Source organism: Streptomyces sp. NPDC052109 (assembly GCF_040680195.1).
Lineage (GTDB): Bacteria > Actinomycetota > Actinomycetes > Streptomycetales > Streptomycetaceae > Streptomyces.
In genome coordinates this window covers 205,165-224,126 of sequence record NZ_JBFAWF010000003.1, presented here as the reverse complement: position 1 = coordinate 224,126, position 18,962 = coordinate 205,165, and the positions used below count along the sequence as shown (strand labels likewise).

Sequence of the window (18,962 nt, the reverse complement as noted above, 5' to 3'; positions counted from 1 at the left end):
GGGCTGACCATGATGGGGCCGGGTCACCGCTCGCGCAATGACCTTGGCGAGGACGGGACCCGGCGTCGGAATCCGTTCACTCCAGGGGGTGGCCGGCCTCGATGCCGGCCGCGTCGGACAGCCGTAGCAGTGGTCCGCCCTGCCCCTCGGCCCAGCGCACCGGTTCGAGGACGAAGCCGACGTGGTCGCCGCCGTCGGTGCGATGGAGGATGGTGCCGACGAACCAGGCCGCCGCGTCCCGCAGGACCACCGTGCCGCCGTACTCCTCCGTCCAGTCCAGGCGCGCGAACTTGTCGATCTCGTCGCCGGTCCGTCCGCCGAAGAGTTCCGCGACGTCCCGCTGGTCGCGGGTGAGCAGGTGGACGGCGAGGTGCTGGGCGGCGCGGGCGACGCGGTAGGTGCGGTTGACCTTGGACAGCCACACGGCGTACCGGGGCGGCCGCACGGAGCACTGCGAGGAGAAGCCGACCAGACACCCCGCCCGCTCGCCGTCGGCCACGGCCGTCACCACGCACATGTCGGGGTTCAGCCGGTCGAAGAAGCCGTCCATGCCACCCTCCGGGCCGGCGCCCGCCTCGTTCACCGCACCGTCCCCTTCCGTCATGGCACCACGCTCCCGTCCGCCGCTGCGGATCTGCCTCGGCTCAGAGGTCCGGGCCCGGTCAGGGCCCGTTTCCCGCTGTTCCCCGCGTGGCGTTCATGAATCGTCGCCCAGGTCGGTCCGCGACTCCAGCGCGCGGCGCGTGTCGTCGCCGTAGACACCGGTCTCGTCGCCGGTGACGCCGTACCAGAGCTGGAACCGGGCCACCGCGGCGGTCAGGGTGGCGTCGTAGGTGCCGCTGGTCGAGCCGTCGCGGTAGACGTCCGGGACGCGCAGCAGGCGTTCCTGCAGTTCGGTGACCTCGGGGCCGGTGTCGCCCTGACGGAGGGTGCCCGGGCCGTCGGGGTCGGTGGTGGCGGTGGGCGCGGAGGACGCGGTGGGGGTGGGTGCCGTGGTGGTGGCGGGCGGTGCGGTGCTCGCCTGCCGGTGCGCAGGCGGGGACGCCGCGGCCTGCTGACGGCCGGGGAGCAGCAGGGCGCAGCCGAAGCCGAGGAGAGCGGCGGCGGCCACGGCCCCGGCGACGGCCGCCCGGCGCGAGGCGGAGGCGGGGGCGCCGGCGCTGGACGGGGTGCGCGGCGACGGCACGGGCGGCAGTTCCTGGGTCTCCGCCTCGTCCCTGGGCGGTGTGGGGGCCGGGACGGTCTCCATCTCGCGCATCAGCTCCGCGAGCGCGTCGAAACGGCGGAGCCGCAGCACCCGGACGGGTTCCAAAACCGGTCCGGGGTGCGGCCGTTCGGGATCGGGCGGTGTCGGCACCTGGCTCTCCTTCCGTCCCCTACGGACGGGTCTCGCGAGCTCCCCGTGCTGAGATACGGCCGGGGCGGCGACCGCGTTCAGCCTCTCGGCCCAGTCGTCGCGTTCGCCGGTTCACCCCACCGAACGATCGAAGCGCTCAACTCCGCACGACCCGTTGAGCGTTTGAGAAAGCGCGTGCTAGAAAGCGCCGTCATGACGACTCCTTGGTCCCGCCGTGGTTTTCTGGCCGCCTGTTCGGGAACCGCTGCCACCCTGGGTCTGGGCCCGCGGGCGCTCGCCGCGTCGGACGAGTTCGCGACGCTCCGGGCGAGGTGGCGCACCCTGACCCTCGGCGAGGGCTTCGACCCCGCCGCCGAACCGTTCAAGAGCCGGCTCGCCGACCTGGGCACGACGGCGAGCCGGTACCGGGCCACGATGGCCCCGGCCGCCGGCTCTCTGTGGCCCGACCTGGTCTACGCCGACCCGGATCCGGGCACCGACCAGGAGTCGTACGGCTACTCGGGCAACATGAACACCAGTTACACCCGGCTGAGCACACTGGCGCAGGCCTACTCCCAGCCGGACACCGGTCTGACCGGTGACGTGGGCCTGCGGGACGCCGTCCTCACGGGCCTGGACCACCTCCACGACGACGTCTACAACGCGAACCAGGCCCGGTACGGCAACTGGTACAGCTGGCAGATCGGCGCCCCGCAGGCGCTGCTGGACGTGTGCGTGCTGATGTACGACGCGCTGTCGGCCGCACGGACCGCCGGCTACCTCGCCGCCGTCGACCACTTCGTGCCGGACTCGGCGGTGGCGGGCTACAGCGGGACGAGCACGGGCGCGAACCGGGTCGATCTGTGCCGGGTGCTGGCGCTGCGCGGTGTCGTCGGGGCGAGCGCGGCCAAGGTCGCACTCGCCCGCGACGCGCTCTCCCCCGTGTTCCCGTACGTCACCTCGGGCGACGGCCTGTACGCCGACGGTTCGTTCATCCAGCACACCACGGTGCCGTACACCGGCTCGTACGGCTCGGTCCTGCTCGGCGGGCTGGGCCTGCTCTTCGCGCTGCTTGCGGGGTCCAGCTGGGAGGTCACGGACCCGAACCGGCAGATCGTGTTCGACGCGGTGGAGCACGCCTGGGCGCCGTTCCTCCACAACGGCCTGGTGATGGACGGCGTCGCGGGCCGGGCGATCAGCCGTGGGCTCTCGGCGGCCGACCCCCAGCAGATCCAGCAGGACGACCACCTGCGCGGCCACCCGATCCTGGCCTCGATCGTGCTGCTCGGGCAGGGCGCGAGCACGGCGGAGAGCGCCCGCTGGCGTGCTCTGGTGAAGGGCTGGATGCAGCGCGACCACTACAGCCCGCCGCTCGCCGACCCGGTGCTGAGCCTGCCGCATCTGGCCCGGCTCAAGGGAGTTCAGGACGACGGCTCGGTGACGGCGGTCACCGAGCCGGCCGGGCACCGCCTGTTTCCGTCCATGGCACGGGCCACACACCGCGGACCCGGCTGGGCGGCCGCGCTGAGCATGGCCGACGACCGGATCACCTACTACGAGACCGGCAACGGTGAGAACCTGCGCGGCTGGCACACCGGGTCCGGGATGCTCTACTGGTGGGGCGACACGTTCGCCAACGGCCAGTACAGCGACGCCTTCTGGCCCACCGTCGACCCCTACCGGCTGCCGGGTACGACCGTCTCGCGCAAGGTGCTGGCGGACGCGGCCGGCGGGGACTGGGGCGCCTCGAAGCCGGACGTGAACTGGGTGGGCGGCGCGACGGACGGACGGCGGGCGGCCGTCGGGCAGTACCTCAGGGGCCTGCAGTCGACGCTCGTGGCGAAGAAGTCGTGGTTCTTCCTGGACGACACCGTCGTCTGCCTCGGCGCGGGCATCACCTGCACCGACGGCACGGCCGTGGAGACGACGGTGGAGAACCGCAACCTCGGCCCCACCGGCGGCGCCCCCTTCACCGTCGACGGCACGGCCGAGCCCGCCACCTCTCCCTGGTCGGCGACGCTCACCGCGGCGAAGTGGGCGCACATCGGCGGGCACGGCGGCTATGTCTTCCCCGGCGGGGCGACGGTGCGCGCCCTGCGCGAGGCCCGCGACGGCAGATGGAGCGCGATCAACAGGGGCGGTTCGACGGCCACGGTGACCCGCAGGTACCTCACGATGTACGTCGATCACGGCACCGACCCGGCGAACGCGTCGTACGCCTACCTGCTGCTGCCGGGTGCCACCGCCGCCCTGACGCGGGCCCGGGCGGCGGACGCGAACTGGCTGACGGTGCTCGCCAACACCGACAGCCGGCAGGGTGTTGCCGTGCGCTCGATCGGCTTCACCGGAGTGAACTTCTGGTGCGGCGGGACGGTCGGAACGCTCACCGCCAGCGATCCGTGCTGCGTGATGATCGGCGAGGAGGAGGACGGCACCGCTGTGATCGCGGTGAGCGATCCGACGGGCATGCGCACGAGCCTCACCGTGACCTGGCGGCGGGCGGTCACCGCGGTCACGTCCGCGCCGGCCACGCTCGGCTCGGCCGCCACCGGTTCCGCGCTGACGCTGGCCTTCGGCGACCTCACCGGCACGGCCGGGGCCACCCAGCGGGTCACGGTCGGGCTGGGCTGAGCGCGCCCTGCACGAAGCGGCTCAGGGAGGCCGTGAACGCGGTGACGAAGGCGTCCCTGGCCTCCTCCGGCAGGGCCTCCAGGGACAGGTAGGGGTTCAGGTCCTCCAGCTCGACCAGCAGCAGGCCGCCGTCGCGGGTACGGCAGGCGTCCACACGCTGGATGCCGTGACCGAGGTCGTTCCAGTCGATGAACCGCCGGGCGAACTCCAGGTCGGCGGCGGTGGCCGTGTAGGGCCTCAGCTCCCAGCGGCGCTCCGGGTCGGGGGCGTGGAGGGCGTACTGGAAGTCGTCGTCGACGAAGTAGAAGGACACCTCGTGGACGAAGTCGACGCAGGGCTGTATCAGGACGTCGCCGGTGGCGAGCGCGGCGACCTGGCCGGCCGGCACGATCCTGAGGCCGAGCGAGTCGGCGCCGAGCATGGGCTTGACCACGTACCGCTCGGCGGCGGGCAGCAGGTGCAGCTCCCCGGCGCGGCCGACCGTCGGGATCACGGGGAAGCCCGCGGCGCTCAGGTCGAGCAGGTACTGCTTGCCCGCCATGTCCGCCTTGCCGGTGAGCGGGTTGTAGACGCGGACGCCGCCGGCGAGCGCCGCGGCCCGGAAGGCGTCGTACTCACGCCGGTAGCCGAGCACGGGCCCGCTGTTGCGGACGACCACGGCGTCGAAGCCGTCCATCAGCGCCGCGGCGTCCAGCGGATGGCACAGGGCCAGGTCGAAGCGGGCGCGGAGCCGGGAGGTGAGGAAGACGTCCTCGTCGCCATAGCGGCGCCCGCGGGCCTCGTACGCCAGGTCGGTGACGTAGAGCAGACGGGGGCGGGCGACGGGCATGGGGGGTCTCCTCGGGCGGGTGCGGCCGCTTCGGCTTCCGGACCGGGGGCGGATTCCGCCGGCCTCGGGTGCCGTGTCGGCAGTGGGTGCAGAAAGGTTACGTCGGGGCAGAGGCTCTCCCCTCCCCGGCCCGGCTCTCCGTGCCATTCGAGCCCGAACGACTTCCACGGCCGGGTCCGGCCGCGGGTGTCCCGCTCAGCGACCCGAGGAGTGCCCGTGCCCGGCCAGCGAGCCATCACCGAAGCCGAACGGCTAGCCTCCGCCAAGCTCGGCGGCGTCCCGGTCCGCCGGGAGCAGATGGCCGCCGTGGCCGACATCTACCGGGCCGCCTCGGCGGTGCGGCAGCACCTGGAGAACTCGGTGCTGCGCGGCCCGGACCCTGGACGGCGTTCGTCGTGCTGTGGGTGGTGTGGGTGTGGGGCGAGTCGGAGACCCGCCATGTCGCCGAGGAGGCCGGCATCTCCAAGGGCACGCTCACCGGCGTAGCGCGCACCCCGGAGTCGCGCGGGCTGCTGCGCCGGGCCGGGCACCCGGACGAATGCCGCCTGGTGCTCGTGAGCCTCACCGACAAGGGCGAGGACCCGATGCGGCGGGTGTTCCCGGAGTTCAACGAGGAGGAGGCGTTCGTCACCGCGGGCCTCAGCGACGCCGAGTGCCGCAGCCTCGCTGAGGGGCTGCGGCGGGTCGTCCTCCAGGTGGAGAAGCACGGCGAGGAGCGCCGCCGGGAACTGCTCGGCGGCGCCGAGCCGGCGCCGCGGCGCAGTGGACGGCGCACCAGGAGCTGACCGCTCGTCAGAGCCGGGAGTTCGCGGCGCACACAAGGGCGTCGAACAGGCCCTGCTGGGCCGGGCCTTCGTGCGCGGTGTCCTCGGGGTGCCACTGCACGGCGGTGAACAAGCCCTTGGCGCTGGGCAGTTCGCGGCCTTCCACGGTGCCGTCGGCGGTGGCCATGACGGTCAGCCCGTGCCCCCCGGCGCTCCACGCGCTCGTGGTGGTAGCAGGAGACGTCCGCCTTCTCGGCGCCGGCGGCCTGTGCGAGCCGGCTGCCGGGCCGGATCCGCACCGGGTGCACGCGATGGCGGTGTTCGAGCTCGGGGCCGCCCATGTCCTGCTCCAGGGTGCCGCCGAGGACCACGTCGACGACCTGCATGCCGCGGCACACGGCCAGCAGGGGCAGACCGCCCTCCCGTGGGAGCCGGGTGTCGCCTCCTGTCTCGCGGAGGTCGTGGATCCGGCCACCGGGTCACCGGCGCCCGAGTCGCCCCGCGACCTGCTGCGCACGGTCCTGGAGCGCTGCCGGGAGCAGCTGCGGCCGGTCGTCGGGCCGGAGCCGGAGTACTACCTGTGCGATCCGGCCCCGGACGCACGGGGGCTCCCCCTGGAACGGTGATCGCCGGTCGCTTGCTCCGCGCCCGCAACCGCATCGGTCGCTTCCATTTCATTCGATCGCTCCGGCGTTCGACCAGTCACCGCACAGCACTCAGTTCCCCCACGGGTGCACTCGTACTGCACTGAGTGTCAGGCTGTTCGTCCGGGTGCTACTTTCCCCTCCATGAGCTCCAGCAGCGCGGCGCCGGCCGCGAAGCCGCCGATGCGGGAGGCCCTCGTCGCGGCGGCCTTCCAGCTCTTCCTGGAACGCGGGTACGAGCAGACCACCGTGGACGACATCGTGGCCCTGGCCGGGGTCGGCCGGCGTTCGTTCTTCCGCTATTTCCCGTCCAAGGAGGATGTGGTCTTCCCCGACCACGAGCGCTGTCTGGCCGACATGACCGCCTTCCTGGCCGCGAGCGACGAGGGCCAGGAACCGGTGCGCCGGGTGTGCGAGGGGGCGCGGCTGGTGCTGGGGATGTATGCGGAGAACCCGACGTTCTCGGTGCAGCGCTACCGCCTCACCAAGCAGGTGCCGGGCCTGCGGGCGTACGAGCTGTCGGTGGTGTGGCGCTACGAGCGCGCGCTCGCCGAGTATCTGCGCGGGCGGTTCGCGGGCCGGCCCGACGGGACTCTGCGGGCCGACGTCGTCGCGGCGGCGGTCGTCGCGGCGCACAACAACGCCCTGCGCTCCTGGCTGCGTTCGGACGGCCGGGGCGACGCGGGCGCGGCCGTGGACCACGCGCTCGGGTATGTGCAGAAGACGTTCGGGCGCGCCGCCGAGCCGGTCGCGTCGCCGGTCCGGATCGGTCCGGTGCCGGCCGGCGAGCCGGCGGACCGTCCGGACGACGTGGTGGTGCTGGTCTCCCGCCGGGACGCGCCGTTGTGGCGGGTGGTGCAGGAGCTGGAGACGGTGCTCGGTCGCGCCTGACGTACCCCGGCCCCGCATGTTGGGGGTACGCAGTGCCTTTACGAGTGACACTGAGTGCCATACTCTGTCGGCGTGCACGGTGGCACGGCCGCCGCGCACTCGTGTGTCCGGTGCGCGCCGGACACGCGGGATTCCGGCCGAGCGCAGGGAGTTGACCAGCGTGCACCACCACTCAGCAATCGCCTCGCATCCGGCGGCCGGTTCCGCGGCGGGTGTTCTCGACCCCGTTGCCGCGGCTTCCAGGGACGCCATCCACTTCCAGCGCTGCACCTGGTGCGGCACCGCGATGTACCACCGGCTGCTGTGTCCGGTGTGCCAGGGCAGCGAGCTGCGCGCCGAGCGCAGCGAGGGCGTCGGGACGGTCCGTCACTCCACCGTGGTGCACCGCAACACGCCCGCGGCGCGCAATGTCTCGCTGATCGAGATGGCCGAGGGGTTCGTCGTACGGGGCCGGGTCATGGGCCCGCCGGTGGGCATCCACAGCGGCGACCGCGTCCGGCTGTCCACCGCCCAGGACCCGGTGCGGGGGGAGCCGGTCTTCCAGCTGCTGGACGAGTCGTACCGCAGCGCCTGGACCTGACGGACCGTGGCGGGGCGGCGGGACCAGCCGGCGCGGTGCCTGACGCCGGGCAGCCACAGGACGTACACGGCCGGCACCTCGCCGACCACGCTCTGGGCCAGCGGTCGCCGTACCCTCGCGTGTCGCAGCGGCTCGCCCGGCACCGGGCCACGGGTGTGGGCTGCTCGGCCGGCTTCCTTCCGGCGTTCCCCATCCTCCTGGCCGCCGGCACGGGGGTCACCGCGCTGACCGCACCGCTGGGCACCCCCGGTCCCGGTGCCGGCTCACCGGCCCGGCCGGTCCGGCCGGCCGCACCGCCCGACCTGTCCGCGGCATCGTCGCCGGGCCGGACTTAGAGGTGCGCGAGGTGGTCCCCGCGGCACGGCCCCAGCAAGCGGCACTCGCCCACCAGTGAGCCTCCTTCGCCGGAGCGGACGCGTGCCGGGCCGTGGGCTCGCGTGCCGCCGGGCGGCCGATGCCCACCGGCGGTCCGCTGCTCACTCCGCTGCCGGCCGACGGCCCGGGGTACGTGGCGGTCGCGCACTCCGGCGCGACACCGGCCCCGGCGATCGGACGGCCGGCCGCGACCGGGACCGCCACCGGGACGCCCGACGCACAACTCCGCGGACGCGGGCCGCCGTCGGTCTGATCCGGCCCTGTGAACGATCACCTCTTCTTCACAGGCAACCCACAGACTCCGCCTTCCGTCCTCCGGGGGCGAGGGGCGCCCGGGACGGCCAGGACGCCCGAGGTCTGGGGCTGGAGGAGGAACGGTGGTTCGTGCCCGGCGCATAGGGGTGACCGCCGCCGCGTTGCTCGCGGTGGCGGGGGCATCCCCAGGAGCGGCAGCAGTCACACAGGGTGAATCACCGCCCGGGGTGGCCGAGTGGGCTGCCTCGGAGGGCGGGACGCTGCCGCCGGGCTGGCGGATCGCCGGGGGACCGTCGGCGCCGCAGCTGGTCTGGCGGTCGGACCGGACCGTGCCGATGGGGGACGCGCGGGTCGAATTCCGGTCCGGTGGGCGCCTGCTGGGAGTGCCGCGGCCGGGCACGGACGGACGTACCTTCAGCCTGCCGCTGCACGGGCACCGGGCCGGGGAGCTGCGGGGACTGCACGTGTGGTCCGCTGGGCGGCGGTTGGACGAGCGGACCACCACCGGCGCCACCTCGGCGGCCCGGCCGCCGGCCCCGCTGCCCGCGAACGCGGTCGATCCGGGCAAGCCCGGTCCGTACCGCACCACGACGGGCGAGTACAGCCTGAATTCGGTCCGGCTGCCCGGCCTTGCGGCGCCGGTGGAGATGCGCGGGGTGGTCGTAGCCCCGGTCGGCGCGTCCGGCCGGCGTCCCCTCGCGCTGTTCCTGCACGGCCGCCACTACACCTGCTACCAGGGGCGGGACATCAGCGGCGACTGGCCCTGCAAGGCCGGCGCGAAACCCGTGCCGAGCCACCGCGGCTATCTGCGCGACCAGCGGCTGCTGGCCTCGCAGGGCTATGTGACCGTATCGGTCTCCGCCAACGGCATCAACGGCCAGGACTCCGCGGCCGAGGACGGCGGCGCCCAGGCCCGCTCCTCGCTGGTACGGCTGCACCTGGCCCACTGGGCCGACTGGGCGGCGCGTCCCGAGACCGCGCCGTCCGTCGTACGCCGGTCCCCCCGCGCCGACCTGTCCCGCGTGCTGCTCGTCGGACACTCGCGGGGTGGTGAGGGCGTCAACCGGGCGGCCCTGGACAGCCTCTATCCGGCGCCCGCCGACCAGGACGGCTACCACGGCCCGGTCCGCTGGACCATCCGGGGCATGGTCCTCATCGGCCCGACCGTCTTCGGCCAGAACCCGGTGCCCGACGTGCCCTCGGTGACGATCCTGCCCGGCTGCGACGGTGACGTCTCCGACCTGCAGGGCGAGGTGTACGTCGACGGCACCCGCGAGGTCGGCGGGGGCAGTGCGCTGCACAGTGCCGTGTACGTCATCGGCGCCGACCACAACTTCTTCAACTCCGAGTGGACCCCGGGCCAGTCCGCGGCACCCGCCGAGGACGACTTCTCCGACGATCCGGGGCACCCGGACCCGGTGTGCGGCCGGCACGCGGCGACCCGGATCACCGCCGACCAGCAGCACCGGGCCGGTTCGACGTACATCGCTGCCGCCGCACGGCTGTTCCTGGCCGGGGACGACCGGGTGCGGCCGCTGCTGGACGGTTCCGGGAAGCGGGCGCCGTCGGCGGACCCGGCGCGGGTCCTCAGCCACGCGGTGGGCGCCCGCCGGGGTGCCGGGTTCCTGCCGGACGGCGGGGTGTCCGTGACCGGCGCCCGGCTGTGCGACGCGGTGGACCCCACTCCCGCGCGGACCTGTCTGGGCCAGGGCGCGAAAGGGGCCTCGCCGCACTTCGCGCAGTGGGAGACCGACCGGGAGACCGGCCGGCACGCGATCGCGCTGCGCTGGGCGCGCGCCGGTGGTCCGGCACGTGTGAGCGTCCGGCGGCCCGTGTCGCTGACCGGCGCCAGGGCACTGGCACTGCGACTGTTCGTGCCGCCGAACTCCCGCGGCACCCAGCTGGACGTGTCCCTCACCGACACCTCCGGCCGGACGGCGAAGCTGGGCCGCATCCGTGCCGACGGGCTGCCGGGCAGCGAGAGGACCGCGTCGTACTGGGCGCGCGAATTCCGGGTGCCGCTGACGGCGGCCGCTCGGGCCGGGCTCGCGCTCGGCTCGGTCAAGTCCATGGAGCTGACGCCTCGTTCGGCGTCCGGGCAGGCCTGGCTGATGGACGCATGGGGCTGGCGGCCCGGCACGCCCGCGGCGCGAGCGGCCGCGCTGCCCCGTGTGGACGTCGGCCGCACCACCGTGGACGAGGGCGACTCCGGTGTGCGCACCTACCACGTTCCGGTCCGGGTGAGCGGCCGTGGCGGCGGACAGGCACGGATCTACGTCCTCGACCCGGCCACCGGGAAGGCGACGGACCGGCTGGTGACCGTGGCCCCCGGCGGTCACGGCATCGACGTACCGGTCGAGGTGAAGGGCAACACCCGGTACGGCGCGGACGTGTCGTACGACGTCCTCGTCAAGGCCGTCCACGGTGTGGTCGTCGGCTCCTACCGGGGCGGGATCACCGTCCACGACGACGATCCGGCGCCGACGGTGACGGTCACGCCCGTGGCCGGCCGGGTCACCGAGGGGCAGTCGCTCACCTGGCGGGTGTCCCTGTCGGAGGCGGCCGACGTCGGCATGACCGAGATGTTCACCGTGGTGCCGGCCCCCGCGCCCGAGCTGTCCACGAAGGACGTCCCGGCTGGCTGGCTGCGGGACACCGCCGGGGCCGAGCCCGATCCGGAGCGGCCCTTGTCCAAGGTCGGCGGCCTCTCCCTGTGGACCGACGTCCCGCCCGGGCGGACGAGTGCGGACATCACGCTGCCCACGGTGAAGGACGGGGTGGCGGAGCCGGTTGAGTCGGTGCGGTTCCGGCAGATCGACATGCACACCGGCGAGCCGCTCCCGGACGGACAGGTGCTGTCCGGTTCCGTCCTGGACGCGTCGTAGCACGGCCGTCAGGGGTGGCCCTCACTCGGCGAGGGTCACCCGGATCCCGACCGTGCCGTCCAGTCCCCGTCGCAGCCGGCTGCCCAGCAGGGTCAGGCGGCCGACGACGCCGTACTTGCGGGCGATGAGCTCCCGGTAGCGGGCGGTGGTGGCCGCGTCGGCGATCTCCGCGGTGGCCGTCACCTGCTCACCGGTGGGGTTGCCGCGCAGGTCGCAGGGGCCGACGAGAACGTCGGCGCGGCGCCGGATCCGCTTGACCTTGAAGCTGTCGGCGGCCGTCCAGACACCGAGGGTGTCACCGTCGCGGACCACCCACACCGGGGTGGCGACCGGGGCGCCGTTCTTGCGGTAGCTGGTGACCAGCAGGTACTTGCCGGAGCCGTACCGGTCCAGCTGCGTGTCGTCCATGCCCGGCAGTGTAGGAGCCCGGCCGCCCGAAGGCCCTGCCCGGTCACCCCAGGGCCGCCGCCATGCGCCGTACGCCCTCGGTGAGGATCTCCGGCGAGGTCGCCAGGTTCAGCCGTACGTGCCCCGCGCCGCCGGTGCCGAACGGCAGGCCCGAGCTGAGGGCGACCCGGCCGCGGTCGAGGAAGACCTGCGCGGGGTCGTCGCCGAGGCCGAGGGCGCGGCAGTCGAGCCAGGCCAGATACGTGGCCTCGGCGGGGTGCAGCCGGATGGCGGGCAGGTGGTCGGCCAGCAGGGCGGCGAGCAGGCTCCGGTTCTCCTCCAGCCCGGCCAGCAGGGCGTCCAGCCAGCCGGTCGTCTCGCGCAGGGCGGCGGTGTGGGCGATCACGCCGACGTGGCTGGGGCCGTGACCGACCTCCTCGGGCAGCCGGTCGAGGTCGTCGGCGGCCCTGGGTCCGGCGAGGGCGAGGGCGGCCTTGATTCCGGCCAGGTTCCAGCCCTTGGAGGCCGACATCAGCGACAGGCCGCTCTCGGCACCGGGCACGCTCAGATACGGCGTGAAGGTGACGCCGGGGGCGACGAGCGGGGCGTGGATCTCGTCGGCGACGACCCGGACGCCGTGGCGCTCGGCCAGCGCGGCGACGGCGGCCAGTTCGCCGGCGGTGTGGACCGTTCCGGTGGGGTTGTGCGGGCTGCACAGCAGATAGGCGGCGCGGCCGTGGCCGGCGGTCGCCTCGCGGAACGCCTCCTCCAGGGTGGTCAGGTCGATGCGGTGGCCGGCACCGAGCGGGGCTTCCACGACCCGGCGGTCCATGTGCGTGACGAACTGGAAGAACGGCGGGTACACGGGCGGGTTGACGATCACCGGATCGCCGTGCCCTGTGACCAGTTTGAGCATCTCGACCACCCCGAGCATCACGTCCGGAACGATCGCGGTGCGCTCGACGGCGATCCCGTCCCAGCTCCAGCGGGCGGCGGCGAACGCGGCCAGCGCCTCGGCGTAGGCGGTGCCGGCCGGGTACCCGGTGTCGCCGAGGGCGAGCGCGTCGGTCACGGCGCGGACCACGGGTGCGGCGAGGGCCACGTCCATCTCGGCCACCCACAGCGGCAGAACGTCCTCGGGGTAGGTGCGCCATTTCATGCTCGTACGACGGCGCAGCTGCTCCAGGCCGAGGGCGCGCAGCGGGTCGGGGGCGCCGGAAGCGGTGTGCGGGGTGCTGGTCATGCGGCTCACGATAGGAGGCCGCCGGGGGGAACGGCGGCGGCCGGAACGCCCTGGGTAGGGGGCGGAGATCAACTCGGGCGTCTAGATTGCGTCTTGAACGGTGTATCACCCTCATCAGGCATTCACCCGTATCCAGGAGCTGACCCACGTGACCGACAACCCGGCAGCCACCGACGACGTGGCCGTGTCGCTGCGTGCCCGCATCAACACCAGCCAGCCGCACACCGCCCGGATCTGGAACTACTGGCTCGGCGGCAAGGACAACTACGAGGTCGACCGCGCGGCCGGCGATCAGATACGCCAACTGCACCCGGGCATCGGGGAGTACGCGCGCGCCGACCGGCTGTTCCTCGGGCGTGCGGTGCGCCACCTGGTCGGCGAGGTGGGCATCCGGCAGTTCCTGGACATCGGCACCGGGCTGCCCACCGCCGACAACACGCACGAGGTCGCCCAGCGCGTCGCGCCCGAGTCGCGGATCGTGTACGTGGACAACGACCCGCTGGTCCTGGCGCACGCGCGTGCCCTGCTGACGAGCACGCCCGAGGGCCGTACCGACTATCTGGACGAGGATCTGCGCAATGTCGACGCGATCCTCGAACACGCCGCGAAGACGCTGGACTTCAGCGAGCCGGTGGCGCTGATGCTGCTCGGCGTGGTCATCTTCGTCGACGACGGCGAGGACCCGTACGCCCTCGTCCGGCGCCTGACCGACCGGCTGCCCGCGGGAAGCCACCTGGTGCTGTCGCACACCGTCACGCACCCGGCTATGCCGGACGTGGACGAGGCGGTGAAGTTCTGGAACGAGCACGGCACGCCGAAGCTGACCCAGCGCACCCCCGCGGACGTGGCCCGCTTCTTCGACGGCCTCGAGTTGCTGGAGCCCGGGGTCGTGTCCTGCTCGCGCTGGCGCCCGGAGCACGATCACGGGGCCGAGCCGGAGGAGGTCGCGATGTTCGGCGGGGTGGCCCGCAAGGTCTGAGCCGCGCCGGCAGGGATCCCGCAAGGGGTGGGTCGGCCCCCGCCCGGCGGGGATCGGCGCTGTCGCTGAACGCGGCGGCCGTGGGCTGCGTATGGAGATGCGGGCCCTCGACGACCCGAGGGCCTCGCGCCGCCGCCGGTCCGGGCGGCGCGTGTTCGGTTCGGCTTCGGGAGCCCTGCATGCGGCACGCACGACGACGGATCGTCAGGCGGGTGACACGCCTGGCGGCGGTCGGCGGACTCCTCCTGGGCGGCGCGATGGTCGCCCAGGCGGCCATGGCGAGCGAGACGCCGCCGGCCGCCACCAGGACGCTCGCCTCCGCGACCGGCGCCGGGGGCACCGGTTCCCGGCTGGTGGCGCGGCTCGGCACGGCACGGACGGCGGGCGACTGGATCGGCGCCGACGGGCGGCCGGTGGTGGCGGTCACCGACCAGGCTGCGGCGCGGGAGGTACGGCGCGCGGGAGCCCAGGCGAAACTCGTGCCGCACAGCATGGACGAGCTCAAGTCGGCCACGGCCGCGCTGCGTTCGGCGCCGCGCGTGGCGGGCACCGCGTGGGCGGTGGACTACCGGACCAACCGGGTCGTGGTGAGCGCGGACAGCACGGTGTCCGCCGGTGACTGGTCCAGGATGAGCCGGGTGGCCGCGCGGATCGGCGGCTTCGTACGGATGGAGCGCGCCAAGGGCACGTTCACCACGCGGCTGAACGGTGCCCAGCCCATCCTGTCGACGGGCGGCCGCTGCTCGGCCGGGTTCAATGTGACCAACGGGCAGAGCGACTTCATTCTCACGGCCGGTCACTGCGGTCCCGCGGGATCCACCTGGTTCGCCGACAACCAGGGCGACCAGCAGCTCGGCCGGACGGTGAGCAGCACCTTCCCCGGCAACGACTTCTCGCTGGTACAGTACGCCTCCGGCAAGGCCGGCGACGGCGCCGATGTCGTGGCGATCGGTGGCGGCAACGGGGTGCGGATCACCGGGGTCGCCGATGCTGCGGTGGGTCAGCGGGTGTTCCGCAGCGGCAGCACCAGCGGCCTGCACGACGGCACCGTCACGGCGCTGAACGCGACCGTGAACTACCCCGAGGGGACGGTCACCGGGCTGATCCAGACCGATGTGTGCGCCGAGCCGGGCGACAGCGGCGGTCCGCTGTTCTCCGACGGGATCGCGCTCGGTGTGACCTCGGGCGGCAGCGGCGACTGCACGGCGGGCGGGACGACGTTCTTCCAGCCGGTGACCCGGGCGCTGGCGGCGCTGAACGTCAAGCTCATCGTGTCGGCGCAGAACGCCGGATCGGCCGCCGGGAGCGCCTCGCCCTCCCCCGCGCCGTCCACCTCGACCGCACAGGGCGCGGTGACACCCAGCGCGGCCTCGCCGGGTTCCTCGGCACCGGTGACCGGGGCCCAGGGACAGACGCTGCTGGCCCGGCTGACGGACACCCGGAACATCGGTCCCGGACTGCTGGTCATCGCGGGCAGCCTGATCGCGCTCGTCGCGACCCGCTACATACGGGCGGAACAGGACCGCAAGGCCTATCAGCGGTACTACTCGGCGACCTGGGGCTGACGAGGAGAGCGGCGCCCCGGCCCCTACGGCAAGAAGGGCACCCGCGGCTCACGGGTGCCCTGGACGGTACGGAGGCGATACGGCGCGGTCCGCGCGAGGTCGGTCAGGCCGCCCGCTGCGACGGCGGCGTCGCGGCGGCCCACTCCATCACGAGGCGCTGGTACTCCGCGCGCTGCTCGGTGGTCAGTGTCCCGCCCGACCGGCGCCACAGGGCCCTGATCTCCTCGTTGACCTCCGCGGCCGATCGCTCGGAGGCGGCTTCAACAGTGGTGGACATGCTGTGAAGCATATGCCGATCGGCGTGAAGGCGCTGTGAGCAAGTGCACGTGATACGGGCATTCCGGACGTGGTACTCATCACGTCGATGTGTCAAGCGCAAGGCGGGAGTTCACACCGGGCCCTCACCGAGTACGAGCACCTGGATCGCCAGCACGGCGGCGCCACGCGCCCAGTCGTGGAAGTCGGAGATCTTCGTCTCCAGGGCGACCGGGTCGGCATGCGGATGCCGGTGGGCACGGACGGTCTCATGGACCGTGTTCCCGGCCACATCCATCAGGCCGACGCCCTCTCCGGCGAGGAGGATCTTCTGCGGCATCGCGAAGTTGGCGATCTGTGCGACCAGGACGCCAAGGGCGCGGGCGGCCTCGCCGACGACCCGGGCGGCCATGGGCTCGCCCGCGGCGGCACCGGAGAGGATCTCCTCGTAACCGGTGTCGCGGCCGGTGGCGGCGCGGATCTGGTATTCGATGCTCGGGATGGTGAGCAACGCCACGGCACTGCCGCGTTCTCCGGTGGGGGTGAGCGGGCCGTGCGGGTCGATGATCCAGTGCCGGCCGAGGCCGCGGCCGTCCTCGGCGAACGGCACACGGCGGCCGCCGAGCACCAGCCCGTAGCCGATGCCGGCGCCGATGGTCAGCACGGCGAACCGGTCGAGCCCCCGGCCCGCCCCGAACCAGGTCTCCGCCTCGACCAGGGCGGCCACGTCGTTCTCCACGACGACCGGCAGCCCGGCGCGCTCCTGGACCAGCGCGGCGAGCGGCACGTCCCGCCAGCCGAGGAAGGGGGATTCGGCGACCACCGCCCGCTCGCACACCAGGCCGCCCACGCCGATGCCGATGCCCGCCGGGGCCGGATGGCCGTCGGCCAGCTCGGCGGCCATCTCGGCGACAGTCGCGGCGACGGTGTCCGGATCACTGGTGGCGAGCGGCCGGTCGAGCCGGCCGGTGACCTCGCTGCGCAGTGTGGTGACGACGCCGTAGACCATGTCGCCGGTGATCTTGAACCCGAGGAAGGAGCGCGTGTCGGCCACGACGCCGAGCGGCTGTGACGGCCGGCCCTGGCGCGCCTGTGCCGCGCCGGCCGTCTCGGGGACCTCGGCCAGCAGACCGGACTCGACGAGCGGCTTGGTCAGCCGGGTGAGGCTGCCCTGGGAGAGTCCGAGGCGCCGGGCCAGCTCGGTGCGGGACAGCGGCCCGTTCACGAGCACCTCGATCGCCACGGAGCGCTCGGCGGGGCTCAGCGGCAGCCAGCTGGTCATAGGGACGATTCCTCGCTTTCTTCCGCATCAGAAGTAACCAGCTCAACCTACCGCGCGAAAGGCGGGCCGGGAGAAGGCACCCCCCACCTCTTGACGGCCCGATTCTTCCGCATCAAAAGTAACCGGCATGACTTTCTCTCTCGGCATCGTCGGCGCCGGCCAGTTCTCCGGTCAGTTCGCCACGCTGTTCCAGGCCCATCCCGGCGTCCGTGACGTCTTCGTCACCGATCTGCTGCCCGAGCGAGCCGAGCGGCTCGCCGCCGCACAGGGCCTCGCCGGAACCTTCCCGTCCTACGAGGCCATGCTGGAGTCGGCGGCGGTCGACGCGGTCGCGATCTTCACCCAGCGCTGGACGCACGGGCCGCTGGTCCTGCAGGGCCTGGCCGCGGGCAGGCACGTTTACTCCGCCGTGCCCATGGCGATCACCACCGACGAGATATCCGCGATCATCGACGCGGTCCGGACCACCGGACTGACGTACATGATGGGCGAGACCAGCCAGTACAACCCGGCGACCGTGCACGCCCGCAACCAGGTCGCGCGGGGCGCCTTCGGCCGGCTCTTCTACGCCGAGGGCGACTACGTCCACGACATGGACCTCGGCTTCTACGAGGCCTACCGGTACAGCGGCGGCGAGAACTGGAAGGCGACCGCCAGCTATCCGCCGCTGCTGTACCCGACGCACTCGGTGGGCGGCGTGCTCGGGGCCTGGCGGACCCACGCGGTGAGCGTGTCGGCGATCGGTGTGCGGGACGATCGCGGCGACGGCGTCTTCGATCGTTCGGTCAGCCGGTTCGACAACGACGTGTCCAACGCGACCGCCCTGTTCGAAGTGGCGGGCGGCGGATCGTTCCGTACAAACGAGTTCCGGCGGGTCGGCTATCCCTCGCACATCCGCGAGTCCCGGTTCCGGTTCTTCGGTACCGAGGCCAGCATGGAGCAGCTGGCGACGGTGGCCCTGTGGCAGGACAAGAACGGGGTGAAGGACATCAGCGAGCTGCTGGAGCCCAAGCCGACGCCGGCCCCCGACGACCCCTCCCTGGCACACGTCGCGCCGGAGCTGCGGGCCGCCTTCACCTCGGGGTCGGCGCCGGTGCACGACCGGTCCGGGCTGCCGAGGGAGTTCGACCGGCTGCACAACGGCCATGAGGGCAGCCACCACTTCCTCGTGGACGACTTCGTCACCGCCGTCAACACCCGTTCGCTGCCCTCGGTGAACGCATGGGTGGCCGCCCGCTACACCCTGCCGGGCATCATCGCGCACGAGTCGGCTCGGCAGGGCGGCGTCCGGCTCGCTGTCCCCGACTTCGGGGACGCACCGGAGGCGTGACGGCCCGGGGGCGACGGCTCAGGTGCCCGGCTTGCGGCCGTAGACGAAGACGTCGTCGCCCGTCTTCAGCAGCGACCAGTACGCCTTGGCGTCCTTGGTGGTCATGTTGACGCAGCCGTGCGAGCCCGGCGGGTTCCACATGCTCAGGTTGACCGAGTGGAAGGCCTGGCCGCCGTCGAAGAACTGGCTGTAGGGCATCGGCACGTTGTAGACGGTCGAGACGTGGTCCATGTCCCGCCAGTAGATCTTCTTCAGGCCGGTGCGTGTGGCGTAGCCCTTGCGGCCGGTGCGCACGGGGACCGGCCCGTGCACGAGCTTCTTGCCGTCCTGGATCCAGCTCAGCTGGAGCGTGAGGTTCACGCAGGCGATGCGGCCCTTGTTCACCGGGCACTTGCCGTCCTTGTTCGGGTTGTTCCCGACGGCCTTCTGCTTGTTCATCAGGTCCATCACGCCCCAGGTGACGGATCCGGCGTAGCCGATGTCCGGGGTGATCCCGTGCTTGTCCTGGAAGGCCTTGATGGCCTTGCAGTCGGCGGCGGACTGCTTGCCGTCCACCGGCCGGCCGAGGAACTTCTCCACCTGCTTCTGATACGGCCCGGCCTGCGTGGTGCAGCTCGCGGCCTGAGCCGGTGCCGCGGTGAGGGCGAGCGTGAGCGGCGCGACCAGTCCCGTGACGCCCAGCGCGACGACGCCGCGTCTGCGTATGTCCCCCATGTGCAACCTCTTCTCCC

The 18,962-nt window shown here is 73.0% G+C and carries 15 protein-coding genes and 3 pseudogenes; 9 read left to right on the top strand and 9 right to left on the bottom strand.

Annotated features, from left to right (window positions below; all coding sequences use genetic code 11):
* Window positions 1–76: 76 nt before the first annotated feature.
* Together AB0L59_RS09735 and AB0L59_RS09730 are read right to left on the bottom strand one after the other, a co-directional pair.
* Window positions 77–550 carry a flavin reductase family protein gene (locus AB0L59_RS09735; protein ID WP_365581614.1) on the bottom strand — a complete coding sequence of 158 codons (474 nt, stop codon included), beginning with the start codon at window positions 548–550 and terminating at the stop codon, window positions 77–79.
* Window positions 551–697: 147 nt separating this feature from the next.
* Window positions 698–1,357 carry a peptidoglycan-binding domain-containing protein gene (locus AB0L59_RS09730; RefSeq protein ID WP_365581269.1) on the bottom strand — a complete coding sequence of 220 codons (660 nt, stop codon included), beginning with the start codon at window positions 1,355–1,357 and terminating at the stop codon, window positions 698–700.
* Window positions 1,358–1,549: 192 nt separating this feature from the next.
* Between AB0L59_RS09730 and AB0L59_RS09725 the strand changes: the two genes are divergently transcribed.
* Window positions 1,550–3,967, top strand: coding sequence for a polysaccharide lyase 8 family protein (locus AB0L59_RS09725; protein WP_365581267.1), 2,418 nt, complete (start codon window positions 1,550–1,552; stop codon window positions 3,965–3,967).
* Here AB0L59_RS09725 and AB0L59_RS09720 read toward each other — a convergent pair.
* A complete protein-coding gene (locus tag AB0L59_RS09720) occupies window positions 3,948–4,796 on the bottom strand; it encodes a hypothetical protein (RefSeq protein WP_365581266.1) in 849 nt (282 codons plus the stop codon). The genes AB0L59_RS09725 and AB0L59_RS09720 overlap by 20 nt on opposite strands.
* A gap of 216 nt (window positions 4,797–5,012) precedes the next feature.
* Between AB0L59_RS09720 and AB0L59_RS09715 the strand changes: the two are divergent.
* Window positions 5,013–5,581: pseudogene (locus AB0L59_RS09715) on the top strand (MarR family transcriptional regulator).
* Window positions 5,582–5,588: 7 nt separating this feature from the next.
* Here the strand turns inward: AB0L59_RS09715 and AB0L59_RS09710 are convergent.
* Window positions 5,589–5,982: pseudogene (locus AB0L59_RS09710) on the bottom strand (gamma-glutamyl-gamma-aminobutyrate hydrolase family protein); the annotation flags it as partial.
* Here AB0L59_RS09710 and AB0L59_RS09705 point away from each other — a divergent pair.
* The 4 genes and pseudogenes from AB0L59_RS09705 to AB0L59_RS09690 form a co-directional block, all read left to right on the top strand.
* Window positions 5,977–6,156 (top strand): annotated as a pseudogene (locus AB0L59_RS09705) (glutamine synthetase); the annotation flags it as partial. The pseudogenes AB0L59_RS09710 and AB0L59_RS09705 overlap by 6 nt on opposite strands.
* 192 nt (window positions 6,157–6,348) lie before the next feature.
* Complete coding sequence (locus tag AB0L59_RS09700; RefSeq protein WP_365581265.1) at window positions 6,349–7,095, top strand: TetR family transcriptional regulator; 747 nt, start codon at window positions 6,349–6,351, stop codon at window positions 7,093–7,095.
* A gap of 160 nt (window positions 7,096–7,255) precedes the next feature.
* Entirely contained in the window at window positions 7,256–7,675 is a 420-nt protein-coding gene (locus AB0L59_RS09695) for a zinc ribbon domain-containing protein (RefSeq protein WP_365581263.1), read from the top strand.
* Between the two features lie 752 nt (window positions 7,676–8,427).
* Window positions 8,428–11,190 (top strand): hypothetical protein, encoded by a 2,763-nt coding sequence (locus tag AB0L59_RS09690; protein WP_365581262.1) that lies wholly within the window; start codon window positions 8,428–8,430, stop codon window positions 11,188–11,190.
* Window positions 11,191–11,211: 21 nt separating this feature from the next.
* On the opposite strand, the gene AB0L59_RS09685 is transcribed toward AB0L59_RS09690, so the two are convergent.
* The gene (locus AB0L59_RS09685; RefSeq protein ID WP_365581260.1) at window positions 11,212–11,598 is read right to left on the bottom strand and encodes a PPOX class F420-dependent oxidoreductase; all 387 of its coding nucleotides are present in this window, start codon (window positions 11,596–11,598) and stop codon (window positions 11,212–11,214) included.
* Between the two features lie 43 nt (window positions 11,599–11,641).
* Entirely contained in the window at window positions 11,642–12,820 is a 1,179-nt protein-coding gene (locus tag AB0L59_RS09680) for an aminotransferase class I/II-fold pyridoxal phosphate-dependent enzyme (protein ID WP_365581259.1), read from the bottom strand.
* A gap of 148 nt (window positions 12,821–12,968) precedes the next feature.
* On the opposite strand from AB0L59_RS09680, the gene AB0L59_RS09675 reads away from it, so the two are divergent.
* A complete protein-coding gene (locus tag AB0L59_RS09675) occupies window positions 12,969–13,799 on the top strand; it encodes an SAM-dependent methyltransferase (protein WP_365581258.1) in 831 nt (276 codons plus the stop codon).
* Between the two features lie 179 nt (window positions 13,800–13,978).
* Complete coding sequence (locus tag AB0L59_RS09670; protein ID WP_365581256.1) at window positions 13,979–15,364, top strand: S1 family peptidase; 1,386 nt, start codon at window positions 13,979–13,981, stop codon at window positions 15,362–15,364.
* A gap of 103 nt (window positions 15,365–15,467) precedes the next feature.
* Here the strand turns inward: AB0L59_RS09670 and AB0L59_RS09665 are convergent, their stop codons facing one another.
* Together AB0L59_RS09665 and AB0L59_RS09660 are read right to left on the bottom strand one after the other, a co-directional pair.
* Entirely contained in the window at window positions 15,468–15,653 is a 186-nt protein-coding gene (locus AB0L59_RS09665) for a hypothetical protein (protein WP_365581255.1), read from the bottom strand.
* Window positions 15,654–15,752: 99 nt separating this feature from the next.
* Complete coding sequence (locus tag AB0L59_RS09660; protein WP_365581253.1) at window positions 15,753–16,901, bottom strand: ROK family transcriptional regulator; 1,149 nt, start codon at window positions 16,899–16,901, stop codon at window positions 15,753–15,755.
* A 127-nt stretch (window positions 16,902–17,028) separates the two neighbouring features.
* On the opposite strand from AB0L59_RS09660, the gene AB0L59_RS09655 reads away from it, so the two are divergent.
* Entirely contained in the window at window positions 17,029–18,231 is a 1,203-nt protein-coding gene (locus AB0L59_RS09655) for a Gfo/Idh/MocA family oxidoreductase (RefSeq protein WP_365581251.1), read from the top strand.
* Between the two features lie 18 nt (window positions 18,232–18,249).
* Here AB0L59_RS09655 and AB0L59_RS09650 read toward each other — a convergent pair whose 3' ends face one another.
* Window positions 18,250–18,945 carry a L,D-transpeptidase family protein gene (locus AB0L59_RS09650; protein ID WP_365581250.1) on the bottom strand — a complete coding sequence of 232 codons (696 nt, stop codon included), beginning with the start codon at window positions 18,943–18,945 and terminating at the stop codon, window positions 18,250–18,252.
* Window positions 18,946–18,962: the final 17 nt, after the last annotated feature.

Excerpts from the sequence above, each read along its gene's own strand:
- AB0L59_RS09670 (WP_365581256.1), top strand. The coding sequence starts at position 13,979 with ATGCGGCACGCACGACGACGGATCGTCAGGCGGGTGACACGCCTGGCG.
- AB0L59_RS09685 (WP_365581260.1), bottom strand. The coding sequence starts at position 11,598 with ATGGACGACACGCAGCTGGACCGGTACGGCTCCGGCAAGTACCTGCTG.
- AB0L59_RS09725 (WP_365581267.1), top strand. The coding sequence starts at position 1,550 with ATGACGACTCCTTGGTCCCGCCGTGGTTTTCTGGCCGCCTGTTCGGGA.
- AB0L59_RS09680 (WP_365581259.1), bottom strand. The coding sequence starts at position 12,820 with ATGACCAGCACCCCGCACACCGCTTCCGGCGCCCCCGACCCGCTGCGC.
- AB0L59_RS09700 (WP_365581265.1), top strand. The coding sequence starts at position 6,349 with ATGAGCTCCAGCAGCGCGGCGCCGGCCGCGAAGCCGCCGATGCGGGAG.
- AB0L59_RS09665 (WP_365581255.1), bottom strand. The coding sequence starts at position 15,653 with ATGCTTCACAGCATGTCCACCACTGTTGAAGCCGCCTCCGAGCGATCG.
- AB0L59_RS09650 (WP_365581250.1), bottom strand. The coding sequence starts at position 18,945 with ATGGGGGACATACGCAGACGCGGCGTCGTCGCGCTGGGCGTCACGGGA.
- AB0L59_RS09735 (WP_365581614.1), bottom strand. The coding sequence starts at position 550 with ATGGACGGCTTCTTCGACCGGCTGAACCCCGACATGTGCGTGGTGACG.
- AB0L59_RS09660 (WP_365581253.1), bottom strand. The coding sequence starts at position 16,901 with ATGACCAGCTGGCTGCCGCTGAGCCCCGCCGAGCGCTCCGTGGCGATC.
- AB0L59_RS09655 (WP_365581251.1), top strand. The coding sequence starts at position 17,029 with ATGACTTTCTCTCTCGGCATCGTCGGCGCCGGCCAGTTCTCCGGTCAG.
- AB0L59_RS09720 (WP_365581266.1), bottom strand. The coding sequence starts at position 4,796 with ATGCCCGTCGCCCGCCCCCGTCTGCTCTACGTCACCGACCTGGCGTAC.